Consider the following 18,327-nt stretch of genomic DNA (forward strand, 5'->3'; position numbering starts at 1 on the left):
GCTAGTTGCCTGCGAAATCGGCCACGCTGTAGCCTTGCAGATAAAGAAGCGCGGTCAGATCGCCGAAGTTGATGCGCAGGTCGCATTGCGCGGCGACGGAAGGCTTGGCGTGTAGCGCCACGCCCGCCCCGGCGCGGTCCAACATGCCCAGATCATTGGCCCCATCGCCCACGGCGATCACATCGGCCTCACGGATGCCAAGGCGCGCGGTGATCTCCTCCAACGCTTGCACCTTGGCTTCGCGGCCAAGGATCGGCATCCCGACGGTGCCCGTCAGAGTGCCGTTCTCGATATGCAGCGTGTTGGCGCGGTTCTCGTCAAAGCCCAGCTCGCCCGCCACTTTGGCGGTGAAGGCGGTGAAGCCGCCCGAGACAAGCGCCGCGTGGCCGCCGTTGGCCTTCATCGTGGCCAGCAGCACCCGCCCGCCCGGCATGAAGGTGATGCGCTCGGCCAGCACCTTGCCGATGACCGATTCGGGCAGGCCTTTCAGCAGGCCAACGCGCTCTTTCAAGGCGCCTTCGAAATCCAGCTCGCCATTCATCGCCCGCGCCGTGATCTCGGCCACGCGGGGGCCGACCCCGGCTTCGGCGGCCAGTTCGTCGATGCATTCCTGCTCGATCATCGTGCTGTCCATATCCGCCAGCAGCATCTTCTTGCGGCGGTTTTCGGCGGGTTGCACAGCCATGTCGATGCCCAGATCCTGCATCTCCGCCCAGACATCCCAGCGATTGCCGGGCACGGATTCAATAGGAAATTCAGCGGCTTCATCGGGGTTAAGCCAGGTTGCCGTGCCACCGCCCCAGGCGTTGCGCAGAGCTTCGATCGTGGGGCCGGTGAGCGCGCCGGAGCCGGGCGCGGCAAGCAGGGTGACGATAAACATGGGCAGGTTTCCGATAGTGGACGCGGGCGTGGCGGATTTGTTCTCAGGCGGCGCTTTAGCGCAGAAAAGCGTCTTGCGCCATCCCCGCGCTTGGGCGTATTCGGGCGGCGGGACACCCCTCCCCAACGAGGGGCGCTTATCTGGAAGGATACCAGCAATGGTTACCGAGACTCCGGCCGTTCGCCCGGCCAACCCGCGTTTCTCCTCTGGCCCCTGTGCCAAACCTGCCTCATGGACAGTTGATGCTCTTGCCGACGCCCCGCTGGGCCGCAGCCACCGTGCTGCCGTGGGCAAAGCCAAGCTCCTCGCCGCGATCGAAGAGACGCGCGAGATTCTGGGCATCCCCGCAGACTACAAGATCGGCATCGTGCCGGCGTCCGACACCGGCGCCGTCGAGATGGCGATGTGGAGCCTCCTGGGCGCGCGCCCGGTCGAGATGCTCGCATGGGAAAGCTTCGGCTCCGGCTGGGTGACCGATGTGGTCAAACAGCTCAAGCTCGACGCCATCGTCAAGACCGCCGACTACGGTGAGATCGTGGATCTCGCCAGCGTCGATTTCGCCCGTGATGTGGTCTTCACCTGGAACGGCACCACCTCCGGTGTGCGCGTCCCGAACGGCGATTTCTTTCCGGCCGACCGCGAAGGCCTCACCATCTGCGACGCCACCTCGGCCGCCTTCGCGATGGATCTGCCGTGGGACAAACTCGATGTCACCACCTTCTCCTGGCAGAAGGTGCTGGGCGGTGAAGCGGCCCACGGGATGCTGATCCTGTCGCCGCGCGCCGTGGAGCGGCTGGAAAGCTACACCCCGGCCTGGCCGATGCCCAAGATCTTCCGCCTGACCAAGGGCGGCAAGCTGATCGACGGCATCTTCCGCGGAGAAACCATCAACACGCCGTCGATGCTCTGCGTCGAGGATTATCTCTTCGCCCTGAACTGGGCGCGGGAGCAGGGCGGGCTGCAGGGGCTGATCGCCCGGGCCGATGCCAACACGGCGGAAGTGGCCAAGTTCGTTGAAGCTCACGATTGGATCGCCTTCCTCGCCGAGGATCCGGCCATCCGCTCCAACACCTCGGTGTGCCTGAAGTTCACCGATCCGCGCATCACCGATGGTGCAGCTTTCGCCAAAGCCGTGGCCAAGCGGCTTGAGGCCGAAGGCGTGGCGCTGGACGTTGGCGCTTACCGCGATGCACCGGCTGGCCTGCGCATCTGGTGTGGCGGCACGGTGGAAACCGCCGATGTGGCCGCGCTGATGCCCTGGCTGAACTGGGCCTTCGAGGCCGAGATCGCCGCGCTGGCTCAGGCCGCCTGATCCCAAGTATGAACGCCCGGCGGTAACGCCGGGCAGCGCCCGCCCCGCCCCATGGGCGGGCGCTCCGCCCCCACCCCGGGACGGGCGCTGCCCTTTGCACTCCGCGCACGCCGTCCGCCTTCAAAAGGACCAAACCCATGGCCCCCAAAGTTCTCGTTTCCGATTCGCTTTCTGAAACCGCCGTCCAGATCTTCCGTGACCGCGGGATCGACGTGGATTTCATGCCCCAGCTGGGCAAGGACAAGGAAAAGCTCGCCGAGGTGATCGGCCAGTATGACGGCCTTGCCATCCGCTCCGCCACGAAAGTCACCCCGACGATCCTCGAAGCCGCCACGAAGCTGAAAGTGGTGGGCCGCGCCGGGATCGGCACCGACAACGTGGACAAGGAAGCCGCCTCCAAGAAGGGCGTGATCGTGATGAACACGCCCTTTGGCAACATGATCACCACCGCCGAACACGCCATCGCGATGATGTTCGCCGTGGCGCGCCAGATCCCCGAGGCCTCTGCCTCCACCCATGCCGGGAAGTGGGAGAAATCCAAGTTCATGGGCGTTGAGCTCACCGGCAAGACGCTGGGCGTCATCGGCGCAGGCAACATCGGCGGCATCGTCTGCGATCGCGCCCGTGGCCTGAAGATGAAGGTCATCGCCTATGATCCCTTCCTCTCTGAGGAGAAGGCCAAGAAGATGGGCGTGGAGAAGGTCGAGCTGGAAGAGCTGCTGCCGCGTGCCGATTTCATCACGCTGCACGTGCCGCTGACCGACACGACGAAGAACATCCTGTCGGCCGAGAACCTCGCCAAGACGAAGAAGGGCGTGCGGATCATCAACTGTGCCCGTGGCGGCCTTGTGGATGAAGCCGCGCTCGCCGAGCTGCTGAAATCCGGCCATGTCGCCGGTGCGGCCTTCGACGTGTTCTCCGTGGAACCGGCCACCGACAACCCGCTGTTCAACCTGCCCAACGTCGTCTGCACCCCGCACCTTGGCGCTGCCACCACGGAAGCGCAGGAGAACGTGGCGCTGCAGGTGGCCGAGCAGATGGCCAACTACCTGCTCACCGGTGCCGTGGAAAACGCGCTCAACATGCCCTCCGTCACCGCCGAGGAAGCCCGCATCATGGGCCCCTGGATCAAGCTGGCCGATCATCTTGGGGCCTTTGCAGGCCAGATGACGGATGAGCCGATCAAGGCGATCAACATCCTGTACGATGGTGTCGTCTCCGAGATGAACCTCGAAGCGCTGAACTGCTCGGTGATCGCCGGGATCATGAAGAAGGCCAACCCGGACGTGAACATGGTCTCCGCTCCCGTGGTCGCCAAGGAGCGTGGCATCCAGATCTCCACCACCAATCAGGACAAATCCGGCTCCTTCGACGGCTACGTCAAGATCACCGTCGTGACCGAGAAAATGGAGCGCTCTGTTGCAGGCACCGTCTTCTCTGACGGAAAGCCGCGCTTCATCCAGATCAAGGGCATCAACATCGACGCCGAAGTGGGCGCGCATATGCTCTACACCACCAACGACGACGTGCCGGGCATCATCGGCACGCTGGGTCAGACGATGGGCGAGAACGGCGTGAACATCGCAAACTTCACCCTCGGCCGCTCCGATATCGGTGGTGGTGCAATCGCGCTGCTTTACGTGGATGCCCCGGTGCCCGCGCCGGTGATCAAGAAGCTCTGCGATACCGGCAAGTTCCGCCAGGTGAAGCCGCTGGCGTTTGACGTCGCTTGAGGCATTTTATGCTTAGTTAGAGCCTATTTGCACCCCGGCCCACGCGCCGGGGTGTTTCGTTTACGTGTTACACGGCCTATGTAGGCCGGGATTGAAACCAAGGTTTTTCAGGAAGCTTTCATGCGCTATTACGCGATTGGCGATATTCACGGCCACCTCGATGCGCTGAAACAGGCCCACGCCCTGATCCGCGCCGACATCGCGCGCTCTGGCCAGCCTGCGCCAATCATCCATCTGGGCGATCTGATCGACCGTGGCCCCAATAGCCGGGGCGTGATCGAGTACCTCATGGCCGGGCTTGCGGCGGGCGAGGACTGGCACGTGCTGAAGGGCAACCATGATCGCTATCTGGAGCGCTTCTACCGCAAGCGTATCACGCTGGATCCCAATACGCGCACCGGGCTGATCTGGTTTGACTACCGCCTTGGCGGGGCCGAAACGCTGGCCTCTTACGGTGTTGCGGCGAGCGAGAAGGGTGATCCGATCGAGATCCAGCGCGAGGTGCATGCGAAAGTGCCCGAGGCCCACATCCACTTCATCGAAAGCCTGCCGCTCTACAAGCAGACCGAGCATGTGATCTTCGTCCATGCGGGCATCCGCCCCGGTGTGGCGATGGATGCGCAGCAGGAGGATGATCTTCTCTGGATTCGCGAAGGTTTTCTGGAGGATGACACCGATCACGGCCCCCTCATCGTCCACGGCCATACCGCGCTGGAGGCCCCGGCGCATTTCGGCAACCGCGTGGATCTGGACGGCGGCACCGGTTACGGGCGACCGCTTGTTCCGGCACTGTTTGAGGGCCGCGACGCCTGGCTGTTGCGGGAAGAGGGGCGCGAGGCGCTTCTGCCGTCTGAAGCCTGAAGCCCGCACAGGGGGTGCTGGGGCACCCGCATAAGGCGAGCCCTATTGCAACACTTGAGGCCGACTTCGGCGGCTGTTGGTCAAGTCTCTGGATTTATTCCAACAATCCTCTAGCCTGCCGTCATTCTTCGATAGGAAGGGACGGAAGAATGACCGCAACAGAGACAAAATCGGCTAAATCCCCCTCTTGGATCTGGCTTCTCATCCTTGGCCTGCTGCTCACCGTTGGTGGCATCATGTGCCTCTTCAACCCGCTGGCCTCCACGTTCACGGCCCTGATCCTCGCAGGGGCGACGTTCATGGCAGCCGGCATCATCCAACTGATCGCCGCCGTCGCCGACAAGGAAGACAGCACCGGCAGCCGCATCCTCGGGGCGATCCTCGGCCTCGTGCTGATCGTCTTCGCCATTTCGCTCATGCGTCACCCGCTGGCAGGCATCGTATCGCTCACCGTTCTGGTGGCGATCCTGTTCCTGATCTCGGGCCTCGTGCGCGTGATCCTCGGCTTCCAGCTGCGCCCGACCTCGGGCTGGATCTTCGTGCTGATCTCCGGGATCATCTCCATTGTGCTGGCCTTCATGGTGTTCAACAACATGCCGGAAATCGCGGCTGGCCTGCTGGGCATCCTGCTCGGCGTGGATCTGCTCTCCTCCGGGATCACCACGCTTCTGATGGCCTTCGGTGTGCGTTCGCTCACCAAGGGCTGAACGTGACTTTCGGCCAGTTGCGCCGAAACAGAGCCTGATATGAGGAAGCCCCGGCACATTGGCCGGGGCTTTTTCTATGTCCAGTCCAGCACGACCTTGCCACTCTTGCCGGATTTCATCGCTGCGAAGCCTTCACGGAACTCGTCGACCTTGAAGCGGTGCGTGATCACCTTGCTCACGTCGAGCCCGTTCTGCAGCATGGCGATCATCTTGTACCAGGTTTCGAACATCTCGCGGCCATAGACGCCCTTGATCGTGATCGCCTTGAAGACGATGCGGCTCCAGTCAACCGGGGATTTGCCCGGCGGAATGCCGAGAAGGGCGATCTTGCCGCCCATGACCATGGCTTCCACCATCTGATCCAGCGCCGCCTGATTGCCCGACATCTCAAGCCCCACGTCAAAACCTTCCTTCATACCCAGCTCGTGGATCACGTCCTGCAGATCCTCCTGCGCCACGTTCACCGTGCGCAGCTTGGGGACGACCGCCTGCGCCAGCGCCAGCCGGTCGGGGTTCACGTCGGTGATCACCACCCGCCGCGCACTGGCGTGCCGCGCCACGGCGGCGGCCATGATCCCGATGGGTCCGGCGCCGGTGATCAGCACGTCCTCGCCCAGCAGATCGAAGCTGAGCGCCGTGTGCGCGGCATTGCCTAGCGGATCGAGGATCGCGCCGATCTCGTCGGGGATGTCATCAGGCAGTGGCACCACATTGAAGGCGGGCAGGCGCAGGTATTGTGCGAAAGCCCCCTGCACGTTCACGCCAATGCCGCGCGTGCCGGGATCAAGGTGGAATTTTCCGGCCCGGCTCTGGCGGCTCTCGGTGCCGATCAGATGGCCTTCGCCTGAGCAGCGCTGGCCGACGACAAGCCCCGTCACATCGCGGCCCACTTCCACGATCTCTCCGGCGAACTCATGCCCGGTGATCATCGGCACAGGCACGGTATGCGCGGCCCAGTCGTCCCAGTTCCAGATGTGAATATCGGTGCCGCAGATCCCGGTTTTGTTGACCTTGATCAGCACGTCATCCGGCCCGATTTCCGGCACCGGGGCGTCGACCTTCCAGAGCCCTTCTTTAGGGTGGGATTTCTCAAGGGCAATCATCGTGTTCTTGCGCATCAGAGTGCCCCCACTTTGCGGCCAGCGGTTTCAAACGCGGCGAGCGCATGGTCCAGATCGGCCTGTGTTAGAGCCGGATTCATCTGGGTCCGGATCCGCGCGGTGCCACGCGGCACCACCGGGAAGAAGAAGCCCGCCACATAGACGCCCTCCTCATAGAGCGTGCTGGCCATCTGCTGGCTGAGCCGCGCATCGCCGAGCATCACCGGCACGATCGGGTGTTCGCCGGGGAGCAATTCGAAGCCGAGCTTTTCCAGCCCCGCGCGCCAGTAGGCGGTGTTCTCAAACAGCTGCGACCGCAGCGCGTCGCCCTCTTCTACCAGCTTCAGCGCCGTCAGGCCCGCGGCCACCACGGAGGGCGGCAGCGCGTTGGAGAAGAGATAGGGCCGCGCGCGCTGGCGCAGCAGGTCGATCACCGGTTGCGGCCCGGCGATATAGCCGCCGATGGCCCCGCCAAGCGCCTTGCCAAGCGTTCCGGTGAGGATGTCCACCTTGTCGGCCACGCCCGCGTGATGCGGCGTACCCGCGCCCTTCGGGCCCATGAAGCCCGTCGCGTGGCAATCATCCACCATCACCACCGCCTCGTAGCGCTCCGCCAGAGCGGTGATCTCGGGCAGCTTCGCAAGGTAGCCATCCATCGAGAAAACGCCATCGGTGGCGATCATCACATGCCGCGCCCCATCGGCGCGCGCCTGATTCAGCGCGTCCTCCAGCGCCTGCATGTCGGAGTTCGCATAACGGTAGCGCTTGGCCTTGCAGAGCCGGATGCCGTCGATGATCGAGGCGTGGTTCAGCGCATCCGAGATGACAGCATCTTCAGGCCCCAAAAGCGGCTCGAACAAAGCGCCATTGGCGTCAAAACAGGCGGCGAAGAGGATGGAATCATCCTTGCCCAGAAAGCGCGCCAGCGCCTGTTCGAGCGTGCGGTGCAGATCCTGCGTGCCGCAGATGAAGCGCACCGAGGCCATGCCGAAACCGTGGCTGTCCATCCCGGCCTTCGCGGCGGCGATCAGCTCGGGGTGGTCCGCAAGGCCGAGGTAGTTGTTGGCACAAAGGTTCACCACGCGCCGGCCGCCCTCCACGGTGATCGTGCCCCCCTGCGGCGACAGGATCGGGCGTTCGTGCTTGGTGAGCCCCTCGGCATCGATCTCGGCGAGGGTCTGGCGCAGGGCAGTGAGGAAGGATTCGGGCATGGGCGGCTCTCTTTCGGTTCGGGGGGCAGTGTGGCGCAAGCGTGGCCGCCTGTGGGCTTTCAGCGGCGACTCGCGCGTGACGTTTTCGCTCTAATCCTCCGGCAGCAGGCGGAAATCAACCCGCGCGCGGGAACCTGTGGCGTCGATTACGGTGAGCGCGTGGAAGCCGGGGCCATCCAGCGGGATCTCGGCATGGCGCGCACGGGTGGGAGGCAGCGGGCGGCCATTGGCGAGCCATGTGAAGGGCGGCTCGCCATGCTGCAGCCGGGCTATCAAGGGGAGGCCGGGCAGCAGCGCGGCGTCCTGCGGCGGGAAAGCAAAGCGCATCTCGGGGCCCTGCCGCGCCTCGGCCCCGGCGGCATAGCGCAGGGCTTCAGGCAGTTGGGCGGTGTTGAGCATCAGCGCGCCCGGCGGCGGGGGCGGGAAGGGCGTGCGGCGGGGCGCGATCCGGGCGAAGGCCTCGAACAGCACTGGCGCGGCCAGATCGCCACCGAAGGCACCGGGCACAGGCGTCGCATCGGGCCGCCCCATCCAGACACCGATGGTATGCGCCCCGTCATAGCCAATGGCCCAGGCGTCGCGATGGCCGTAGGATGTCCCGGTTTTATAAGCGATATCGCCTTGTTTAGAGCCTTCCGGCGGAGGCAGGCCACGCAGGATGTCGGTGACATAGAAGGCCGGGACGGGGCCAAGAAAGCGCGTTTTGCCGTGTTCTGGCGGGGGGCCTTCCTGCCAGTACAGAGGCCGTGCGATGCCGCCCGAGGCGATGCCGGCGTAAAGCGCTACAAGATCCTCCAGCGAAACGCCCACGCCGCCAAGCGCCAGCGCCAGCCCCGGCGTGCCACCGGGCAGCGCGGGGGCCATCCCGGCCTGCCGCATCGCCTGCAACAGCCGCGCCGGGCCGATCTCGTCGGTGAGCGCCACGACAGGTGTGTTGAGCGAAAGCTGCAGCGCCTCGCGCACGGGCAGGCGGCCACGGTACAGACCGTCGAAGTTCTGCGGCGCGTAGGTGCCGAAGCGGATGGGGTGATCGTCGATCAGGCTTTCGGGGTGCGCCCGGCCTGCGTCAAACGCCAACCCGTAGACCAGCGGTTTCAACGTTGAGCCGGGCGAGCGCAGGGCGCGCGTCATGTCCACGAAGCCGGCGCGCGGCCCGGTGATCCCGGCCGATCCCACCGAGGCCACGATCCGCCCCGTCTGCGTCTCAACGGCGAGGAGGGCGATCTGCATCTCGGCAGGCTGGGCGGCAAGGCTCCGGCGGGCCAGATCCTGCAGGGCCGTTTGGGCCGCCGGATCAAGGCTCAGCCGATGGGTTGCGGCCTCCGGAGCGAGGGCAAGGGCGCGATCGGCAAGATGGGGGGCATGGGCAGGAAAGGCGTGGCGCTTGGCCAAAACAGGCTCTGACTCGGCCCGATCATGGTCTGCAGGCGTCAGGAGGCCCGCCGCCAGCGCCCGGGCAAGCACCCTGTCGCGCGCGGCTTTTGCCCGGGCAGGGTTTTCATCGGGTTTGCGCGCCTCCGGCGATTGCGGCAGGGCCACCAGCAGCGCAGCCTCGCCGTGGCTGAGGCGGCGGCAGGGTTTGGCGAACCATGCGTGGCAGGCCGAGGCGAGGCCCTCCAGATTGCCGCCAAAGGGCGCGCGCTGCAGATAAAGCCCAAGGATGGCGGATTTCGAAAGACGCTGTTCCAGCGCCAGCGCCAGCCGCACCTGTGCGGCTTTGGCCTGCCAACGGCGCGTCGGCTGCCTCATCAGAAGCCGCGCCGTCTGCATCGTCAGCGTCGATGCACCGCTGCGGATCTCCCCATGGCGCAGCGCCTGCCCGGCGGCGCGCAGCGCGGCGCGCGAATCCACCCCGCCGTGGCTGTAGAACCGCTTGTCTTCATAGGCCATGAGCATGGCGAGGTAGAGCGGATCCACCTCGGCAGCGCGGGTGGGCAAGCGCCAGTAGCCGTCCGATGTCAGGTAGGCGCGCAGCAACTGCCCGTCTTTCGCGGTGACCTCGACCGAAGTTTCCACCAGCAGCGGCGGCACCGGGGCCGTGGCCAGCCAGTCCCGAAGGGCATCCGCCCCCAGCGCCGCGACCCAGAGCGCGGCGACCGGGGCAAAGACCCAGCCGCGCCGCCTCATCGGGTGCCTGTGACATGGATCCGGCTCGCTTCCGTCTGAGCGCGGTAGGCGGGGCGGTACATGTCCTCCACATGGGCTGCGGGATGGTGATAGCTGCCGGGCCGCACCGCGCGGACGGTATAGGCCAGCGTGAAGGGCGCGTCGCCCTCCCAATCCACGGCGGCGAGGAAGCGATCGCTGCGGAACTCGGCCATTTCAGGCTCTGTAACGGCAGAAATCCAGTCCAATGCGCCAATCTCACCCGATTGCAGAAGGGCGGGATTCTCGATCTCGAGCCCAGCGGGCAGCGGGTCATCGACCATCAGCCGCGCGGCCCGGCCACTGAACGGGTGCACCGTGAGCACGGCAACGGCGCGCGTGCCTGTCTGGATCTGGCGAATGTCCAGCGGATCGCCCTCAGGGGTGAAATAGGCGCGCTCGATGGCGTAGCCATTGCCCCCGGCTAGGGCAGGCGCGTCCGGCACGCCGAAACGGGTGAGGGTCAGTTCCACCGGTTCGCTGCCGCTGTTGGTGAACCGGGTTTCGCCTTTCGCTCCCCCTGCGCGGAACCGCACGAGCGGGCCCTCGGCGGGCAGGCCGTCAACAAGTATGGCGCTGTCAGGGGCTTCGTGCAGTGCATGGGCGGCAAGCAAGGTCCAACTTAGCTCCTGCGTTGACGCCAGTGACAGCCCATCAGGCGGGGTGATCGCCGCAAGAAGCGCCGGGAGCGCAACCGCCTCGCTGCCGCTTTCCACCGCGAGCGCGAGCAGCGCCGCGCTGTCGCGCCGGGCGCTGCCGAAATCGGGTCGCAGGAAGGAGGCTTCCTCGGGATCGCCGCCCGAAATACGGCTCTGTGCAATGGCAAACAGCCGATCCGCGCGCGGTTGATCACCGTATTGCGCAAGGGCTGCGCCCAGTTGCGCCAGCGCCAGAGGGGTGGCGAAATTGCCCGCTTTGGTGTCGGCGTAATAGCGCAGATCGCTCATCGCCGCGGCACCTTCACGCGCCAAAACGTGGAGCGCATAGGCAAGGCCCTCACCGCCCAGATCAAAGTCCGCCGCGTAGTTCACCTGATTGCGCAGATTGTCCAGCGCCGCACGCCAGGCCACTGCGGGCACGGTGTAACCCTGACTTTGCGCCCGCGACAGGAAATCGCTCACATAGGCATCGAGCCAGAGATCGCTGCTTTCGGCGCGCCAGAGGCCAAAACCGCCCCCGGCCGTCTGCCGCGCCAGCACGCGGGCAATCGCGGCATCCACGGCCGCGCCGCCAACGGAAGGCGCGGGCAGGCCGCTTTCACGCGCCACATCAGAAAGATACAGCAGCGGCAGCGCCTGCGAGGTGATCTGTTCGGTGCAGCCATAGGGGTAGTGTGCGAGCCCGGCGAGCAGGGCCGGCGCATCGAGTCGGGCCAAAGCGCCGAGGCTGACGGTGGCCGAGGCGGAGGCGGGTCGGAAGCCTGCGAAGACCTCCTCGTCGAACACAAAGGTCTTGCCGGGATCGAGCGTGAACCGGCTGCGGCTGGAAATGGCGGGATCGTTTTGCAGAACCTCGATCTGCAGGTCACGCCGCAGGATTTCGCCGGAGGGCAGGGTGATCGCGAGCGAGAGCGCCGTCATGCCCGGTGCGCGTGCCGTGAGCGGGATGTCCAGCCGCGCGGTGCCTGCTTCGGGCAAGGGAATTGCGTCACCCACGAAGGGGCCGATTTCAAGGTTTTCTGCCGAAACAGAGACGGAAACCGCGCCCGCTGGCCCGCTGGTATGCGCCAGTTCCAGCGCAAGACTCGTGGCGTCGCCGGGGGCGAGGAAACGGGGCAGGCTTGGCGTGACCACCACAGGATCACGGACCAGCAGGTCCTGCGTGGCCGCTCCGACACCTTCGCCGGACCAAAGCACGGCATCGAGCCGGACCGTGCCGTTGAAAGGCGGCAGATCGAGAGTCATGCGGAACGTCCCGTCGGCATCGGCCGTCAGCGGGCCTGAGAAACGCGCCAACAGCTCTTCGGTGGGCGGGGGGGATTGCATCCGCAGGGCATTGCCCGCATCGCCGCCAGAGCGCAGCCGCCCTTCGGCCCCGGATGCGCCGTCGATCAGCCGCCCGTAGAGATCGCGCAGGTCCACGCCCAGCTTGCGCTGGCCGAAGTAGTGCCCAGCGGGATCCGGGGAGGGGTGCGCGGTTATATTGAGGATGCCCAGATCCACGGCAGAGATCGTTGCGTAGACGGGCTGCGAGGGCTCATGGCCCTGAAGCGAAAGCACCACGTCAATGGGGCCACCGGGGCGCACTTCTTGTGGCGTATCAAACTGCGCCGAAAGCGCCCGCTTGCCGGGATCGACCGGGGCGTAAGCGATACCCAACTGGCGGGCAGGCAGCGGTGTATTTCGAGACTGCGCTGGCGCAATCAGCGTTGCGTTCACGTAGACGCCCGCGCCCCAATCATCGGTCACAGGCAGGGTAATCTCGTTTTCGCCCTCCACGAGCTGGGCGGTTTCCATAGCGATCACGCGGTCCGCCAGAACCGTGATCAGCGCCTCGCCTGCCATGCGCGGGGTGATCTTGAGGCGGGCCGTCTCCCCGATCTTGTAGCCAGGCTTATCAAGCGCGATCGAAAGCACATCCGGCGTCGTGCTGGTGTCGGCAGGGGCGTACCAGCCCGCGTGGAAACGATGCGACGTGGCGGTGTAGGGGCCGCTTTCTGTTTCCAGCACCAGCTCGTATTCGCCCCATTCCACCGGCACCGCCAGTTCGCTGGCGGAAACGCCGGTTTCCAACTGCCCCTCCGCCACGCGGCTGCGCGTGGTGACGGGCTCCCACTCCCAGTCGCCATAAAGCTGATACCATTGGTAGCGGGTTTCGAGGCGGTTCAGCACCCAGCGCAGCGCGCGGGGGGATTGGCTGCCATCAGGCGCAACCGAGATCACCCGGAAGCTGGCTTCGCCGTTCTCCGGAGCCACGTCCTCAAAGCCGGGCTTTACGCCGATCACGTCCCGTTCCGGCGGCAGGGCGACTTCGAGGCTGCGCTCCACGGGGCGGCCAGACCCCTCGGAAACACGCAGGGTGAAGCGGGCGGTGAGCAGATCGGATTCTGTCTCTAAATTGGGGAAATCGGCCTGAACTTGCGCAAATCCGGCGTCATCCGTCAGAGGCGTGTCCTCGATATAGCGCCGCGTTGTGCGGCCGGGCAGATCGTAAAGGCCGAAGACATAGCCCTCGTAGCCTTCAAGGCTGCGCTTCGGCGTGAGGGCGACGTCGCCTTCCACCGGAAGGCCGGCTGCGGGCGTGCCAAAAAGGTAGCGCGCGTTGATGTTGAGCAGGGCGGGAGCGTCCCTTCGCAGGGGGCTATCGGCGGCGGCAATGGTGAAATCGATGCGCTCGGGCAGGAAATCCTCCACCAGCACACGGGCGCGGGCCAGTGCGGGGGCGTCAACATCGGCATAAAGGCTCAGCTGCCACGTGCCGCGCGGGGCATCAGATGCCACGGGGAAGGCAAAGCTATGCCCGCCCGCCAGCGGATCGGAGGAAAGGCGGCGGCTGTATTCCACCCCGTCCGGGCGGGTCAGGATGGCGGTTGCGGGCAGGTCGGGCAGCGCTTGCGCGCGGGCGTCGCGCAGGAGAGCGGTGGCGTGAATCGTGTCCCCCGCCCGGTAGGCGCCTCGGTCGGTGGCAAGAAAGCCGTCGATCGGGCCCGGTGCGGTGCGGCCTTCCACGCCACGATCCGAGAGGTCAAACGCCGGTTCGGTGAGCGACAGAAAGTTCGCATCTTCCGGCCCGGATTGCACGAAGACCATCGCAGGTGCATTTGCCCCGGAGCCGCGAGTCAGGCCTGCGTTGAAATGGGCAATACCTGTCGAATCCGTCTCTATTTCGGCCAAAATCGCGTTGCCACGGCTCACAAGCTGTACCTTGGCACCTACCACCGGTGCTGCGGTTTGCAGGCTGCGAACAACCACGTGTAGCCCGTCCGTCCCGCCCATCGTGGCAAGCCCCAGGTCGCTGCGCACGAACCACTGCAGCGCAGGCTGGGCCTCGTAGGGATCCGCGCCGGGGATGCTGGCCTCCAGCGCGTAGATCCCGGCAGGCTGGCCGGCGATTAACTCGCCCACCGGCAAACGCGTGGTGGTGGCGCGGTTGAGATCCATCCGCACCTCGCCCTGCCCCTCCCAGACGGGCGCGGCGATGCGGCTGGCGAACTCGCCCTGCCGGTAGGGGGCTAGCCCTTGAGCGAAGAAATCTTCCTGCACCGCGCGCAGCAGGTTGCGATCGCTCATGCGGAAGAGCTTCAGATCCACCACCGTTGCGTTGACCGTTTCCACCGGCAGCGTCGCGGGGCCATGCAGCGGCAGCACATAGGCACGGCCTGGAAAGCGAGCCGAGGGGCTGCGGTCCCGCACGTAGAGCGCGATGTCGACCGTTGCCGCGAGAGACTCGCCGCTTTCCGCCGGAAGCCCCTCGCGGAAGCGCAGCTGGTAGCGGGTGCCATGGCTCAGCCCGCCAACGCAGATGCGCCGGTCCTCAGCTTCGACGGTCAGCCCCGGTTCCGGGAGCACGACGAAGGACGTGTAATCCTGACCCTTGGCGAGCGTTTCCGAGAATTCGGCACAAATACGGGGGGATTCAAGCTCGTTCTCTGCATCATGGGAGAGGATGCGGAAGCCATATTGGCCGATCGCGGCGTCAAGGCGCGCGGCTCCGTCGGCGGAAGGAGCTTCGGCCTGTGCCAGCCGCAAGGCGGGGATGGTGGCCTTGCCGCGCCCCGCTTCATCCAGCCCGCGTGCGATCAGCCGCAGGCTCGCGGCGGCGTCTTCTGCCGTTGCGGCCCGCAGGAAGGCGTTGACGGCAGCCGAAAGCGCGCTCTCGCGCATCCGGCGCATGGCGGAGCGATCTTCGGGCGTGATTTTCAGCCCCAGCCTTGCATAGGCCTGCCAGAGCGCGCTGGTGTCGGCCACGGTGGCGGCGGAGCCATAGAAGCGCTGGGCGGAAACGAGATCGCCCTCGGCTTCCCGCTCGCGGGCGGCGCGCGCCAGATCTTCGGCTGGCCATTGGCCGGCAGGATGGCGTAATCCGAGGAATTTTGCCTGTGTTAGAGCCTGTTCCAGGTCCTCGGGGCGCAGGAAATCCAACTGTGCCGCACGGGCTTCAGCGCGGCGGAGCGTGGCGCCCTCGGTGACCGCCACACGGCCAGAAATCGCGCCTGCATAGGCGGCGGGCGCGCCGGGGTTGGATTTGGGGAAGCAGCTGGCAGACCGGCTGTTGAAGGTGAGCGCCGTGCAGGAGGGATCGGCGAAACAAGCGGCCTGGCAGGACTCAAAAGTGGTGTCGAAATAGCTGCCGATGTCCCCGCCCGGCAGATCCACGTCACGTTCGGTAATCAGCCGCCGTTCGGGGATTGGCTGCGCCGCGATGGGGCCGGACAGGCCAGCGGCGAAAGCGATTGCAATGAGACCAGAAATCAACAGGCGCATGACGGGCCCTCCCTAATGGTGAAAGGCTGTCACACGCCGCCTGTTATGGCAACGTCAAGCGGTCAGGAAGCGCGCTTGGTTTGGGCCGGTTCGGGGTAATCTCGCAGGAAGACGAGCCGCCCGTCGCTGCTCTCGCTCTGCGAGAGCCGGTAGCCGCCATAGGTGAAATCGCGCAGCCCTTCGGGCCGGGTGACGCGCTGGTCGATGATGAAGCGCGCCATGGAGCCGCGCGCCTTCTTGGCGAAGAAGCTCACGATCTTGGCGCTGCCGTCCCGTTCCTCCAGAAAAACAGGCTCTATTACGGCAATTTTCAGCGCATTTCGGTCCACCGCACCGAAGTATTCCTGCGAGGCGCAGTTCACAAGCGTCCCGGTGCCTGCCTCTTGCGCGGCTGCGTTCAGGGCCTCGGCGATCTTGCTGCCCCAGTACTCATAAAGCGACTTGCCGCGCTTCGTGGCCAGACGGCTGCCCATTTCCAGCCGGTAGGGCTGGATCAGGTCGAGCGGGCGCAACAGGCCATAGAGGCCGGAGAGGATGCGCAGGTGAGTTTGCGCGAAGGTGAAATCCTCCGCCGAGAGGCTCTGGGCATCGAGGCCGGTGTAGGTGTCGCCATTGAAGATGAGCGCCGCCTGTTTGGCTTTCTCAAGGCTCGACTCCGGCTCAAAAGCCGCAAAACGGCCCGCGTTGAGCCGGGCGAGGCTGTCGGAGAGTTTCATCAGCTTGCCAAGCTTCGCGGCCCCCAGCGCATCGGCGGCCTTTGCGAGTTCGCGGGCTTCGGCCTGAAAATCGGGCAGCGTGTGGGGCAGGCCTTGTGCGGGCGTTTCGTCGAGCTTCTTGGCGGGGGAGATAACGGTGAGCATCGGGGCTTTCGGCTTTCGGTCAGGCGTTTTGTAGCACGTCGTAGAAGGCAGGGGCGAAACGTTCGGCGCGCTTGCTGCCCAGGAGCCGCTCCAGCGTGCCCATGTCCGCGTCACGTAGGGCGGCGACCTTGGCGAGCAAGCCCGCCGGGCAGGACATCGGCTTGTCCATCCCGTCAGGGCCACGAGCCAGATCGGCCTGCACGCGCAGAAGCTGGTCATAGACCTCCCCCGCTGCTCGGCCTGAGAGCGCGCGGCGGGCGGGGTGATCATGGGCCGGGGCCTCGCCGGTGATCACCGAGAGGAAATCGTCGCCATATTTTTCCAGCTTGGTGGCCCCGACGCCAGTGATGCGCGCCATGGCATCGCGGCTATCCGGGCGCTTCTCGGCCATCTCGATCAAGGTGCGATCGTTGAAAACCATATAGGCCGGGAAACCCGCCGCCTCGGCCAGCGCGCGGCGCTTGGCCTTGAGGGCCGACAGCAGCGGCGCATCTTCCTCGCTCACCAGCATCTTGACGGCAGGGCGGCTCTTGGCGGCTTTCACGCTGTCCTTGCGCAGGGTCAGGCTCGCTTCGCCGCGCAGGATGGGGCGGGCGGGTTCCGTCATCCGCAGCGCGCCGTGGCGTTCGGGATCGGGGCGCACCAGATCCTGCGCCATCATCTGCCGGAAGATCGCCTGCCACTGGCTGCGGGTGAATTCCTTGCCGACGCCGAAAGTGGGCAGCGTGTCATGGCCGCGCTCGCGCACCTTGGCGGTTTCATTGCCCAGCAGGATGTCTGTCAGGTGGCCGGTGCCGAAATACTCACCCGTGCGCAGGATCGCCGAAAGCGCCTTGCGCACCGCCTCGGTGGCATCAAACAACTCCGGCGGAGTTTCGCAGAGATCGCAGTTGCCACAGGCCACGCCGCTTTCGCCAAAATAGGCCAGAAGGCTCTCGCGACGGCATTTCTGCGCTTCCGCCAGCCCCAGAAGCGCGTTGAGGCGGGCGTGATCGGCGGCGCGGCGCTCGGGCGGGGCGAGGCCCTCGTCGATCTGGGCGCGGCGCAGGCGGATGTCATCCGCCCCGAAGAGCGTGAGCGTTTCTGCCGGTGCGCCATCGCGGCCCGCGCGGCCGATCTCCTGATAATAGGCTTCGATGGATTTGGGCAGATCCGCATGGGCGACCCAGCGGATGTCGGGCTTGTCGACCCCCATGCCGAAGGCCACCGTTGCCACGACGATTAGGCCGTCTTCCTGCTGGAATCGAGCCTCAACGGCGCGGCGAGCGTCGGGCTCCATGCCGCCGTGATAGTGGCAGGCCGGGTGGCCATCGTCTGCGAGGGCGCGGGCGAGGCTTTCCGTCTTGGCGCGGGTGGCGCAATAGACGATACCCGATTGGCCGCGGCGGGCCTCGGCGAAGGCGAGGATCTGGCGGCGGGGGTTGTCTTTCGCGGCGAAGGCGAGGTTCAGGTTGGGGCGGTCAAACCCGTGCAGGAAGGTTTCCGGCGCTTCGCCATCAAACAGCCGCGTGACGATCTCGGCGCGGGTCTCGGCGTCGGCGGTGGCGGTGAAGGCGGCAAGCGGCACGCCGAGCGCCCGGCGCAGCTCGCCGATGCGCAGGTAATCGGGGCGGAAATCATGGCCCCATTGGGAGACGCAATGCGCCTCGTCCACGGCGATCAGCGTGGTGCCGACACGGCGCAGCAAGGGCAGGGTTCCGCCGGACGCGAGCCGCTCGGGCGCCATGTACAGGAGCTTCAGCCGGCCTTCGTTCAGCGCCGCGAAAACGGCGTCCGTCTCTTCCTCGGTGTTGCCGGAGGTCAGCGCACCGGCCTCAACGCCAGCTTCGCGCAGGGCGCGCACCTGATCGCGCATCAGGGCAATCAGGGGGGAAATGACGACCGTCACCCCCTCACGGGTGAGCGCCGGAAGCTGATAGCAGAGCGATTTGCCGCCGCCCGTGGGCATGATCGCTAGCGTGTTGCGCCCGGCCACCACGGCATCCACGATTTCCTCCTGCCCCGGCCGGAAGGCGGGGAATCCGAAGACCGAGGAAAGAAGCGTGTCCGCTGCGGGCATGGCCTGTGAGGTGCTGGCGTTTTTCGTTAAATCTGC

The 18,327-nt window shown here is 65.9% G+C and carries 11 protein-coding genes; 4 read left to right on the forward strand and 7 right to left on the reverse strand.

The window, feature by feature from the left end:
• Nucleotide 1: 1 nt before the first annotated feature.
• The gene (gene serB / locus KVX96_RS01720; RefSeq protein WP_261192423.1) at nucleotides 2-880 is read right to left on the reverse strand and encodes a phosphoserine phosphatase SerB; all 879 of its coding nucleotides are present in this window, start codon (nucleotides 878-880) and stop codon (nucleotides 2-4) included.
• 157 nt (nucleotides 881-1,037) lie between these two features.
• On the opposite strand from serB, the gene KVX96_RS01725 reads away from it, so the two are divergent.
• The 4 genes from KVX96_RS01725 to KVX96_RS01740 all read left to right on the forward strand — a co-directional run bounded on the left by KVX96_RS01725 (nucleotide 1,038) and on the right by KVX96_RS01740 (nucleotide 5,493).
• Entirely contained in the window at nucleotides 1,038-2,192 is a 1,155-nt protein-coding gene (locus tag KVX96_RS01725) for a phosphoserine transaminase (RefSeq protein ID WP_261192426.1), read from the forward strand.
• 137 nt (nucleotides 2,193-2,329) lie between these two features.
• Nucleotides 2,330-3,925: a phosphoglycerate dehydrogenase gene (serA, locus tag KVX96_RS01730; RefSeq protein ID WP_261192430.1), complete on the forward strand. Its 1,596-nt coding sequence runs from the start codon at nucleotides 2,330-2,332 to the stop codon at nucleotides 3,923-3,925.
• A gap of 120 nt (nucleotides 3,926-4,045) precedes the next feature.
• A complete protein-coding gene (locus tag KVX96_RS01735; protein WP_261192432.1) occupies nucleotides 4,046-4,786 on the forward strand; it encodes a metallophosphoesterase in 741 nt (246 codons plus the stop codon).
• A 149-nt stretch (nucleotides 4,787-4,935) separates the two neighbouring features.
• On the forward strand, nucleotides 4,936-5,493 hold the full coding sequence (locus KVX96_RS01740) for an HdeD family acid-resistance protein (RefSeq protein WP_261192435.1): 558 nt from the start codon (nucleotides 4,936-4,938) through the stop codon (nucleotides 5,491-5,493).
• 74 nt (nucleotides 5,494-5,567) lie between these two features.
• On the opposite strand, the gene tdh is transcribed toward KVX96_RS01740, so the two are convergent.
• From tdh to recQ, 6 genes are all read right to left on the reverse strand, one after another.
• Nucleotides 5,568-6,596, reverse strand: a complete 1,029-nt coding sequence (gene tdh / locus KVX96_RS01745) for an L-threonine 3-dehydrogenase (RefSeq protein WP_261195356.1) — start codon at nucleotides 6,594-6,596, stop codon at nucleotides 5,568-5,570.
• A 14-nt stretch (nucleotides 6,597-6,610) separates the two neighbouring features.
• Entirely contained in the window at nucleotides 6,611-7,804 is a 1,194-nt protein-coding gene (locus KVX96_RS01750) for a glycine C-acetyltransferase (protein ID WP_261192437.1), read from the reverse strand.
• 90 nt (nucleotides 7,805-7,894) lie between these two features.
• Complete coding sequence (gene pbpC, locus KVX96_RS01755; protein ID WP_261192438.1) at nucleotides 7,895-9,931, reverse strand: penicillin-binding protein 1C; 2,037 nt, start codon at nucleotides 9,929-9,931, stop codon at nucleotides 7,895-7,897.
• Nucleotides 9,928-15,372 (reverse strand): alpha-2-macroglobulin family protein, encoded by a 5,445-nt coding sequence (locus tag KVX96_RS01760; protein ID WP_261192439.1) that lies wholly within the window; start codon nucleotides 15,370-15,372, stop codon nucleotides 9,928-9,930. Before KVX96_RS01760 ends, pbpC begins: the two co-directional genes overlap by 4 nt.
• A 62-nt stretch (nucleotides 15,373-15,434) precedes the next feature.
• Nucleotides 15,435-16,232, reverse strand: coding sequence for a peroxide stress protein YaaA (gene yaaA / locus KVX96_RS01765; protein WP_261192442.1), 798 nt, complete (start codon nucleotides 16,230-16,232; stop codon nucleotides 15,435-15,437).
• Between the two features lie 19 nt (nucleotides 16,233-16,251).
• Complete coding sequence (gene recQ / locus KVX96_RS01770) at nucleotides 16,252-18,291, reverse strand: DNA helicase RecQ (protein WP_261192443.1); 2,040 nt, start codon at nucleotides 18,289-18,291, stop codon at nucleotides 16,252-16,254.
• Nucleotides 18,292-18,327: the final 36 nt, after the last annotated feature.

Source organism: Pseudoruegeria sp. SHC-113, assembly GCF_025376885.1.
Classification (GTDB): domain Bacteria; phylum Pseudomonadota; class Alphaproteobacteria; order Rhodobacterales; family Rhodobacteraceae; genus Pseudoruegeria.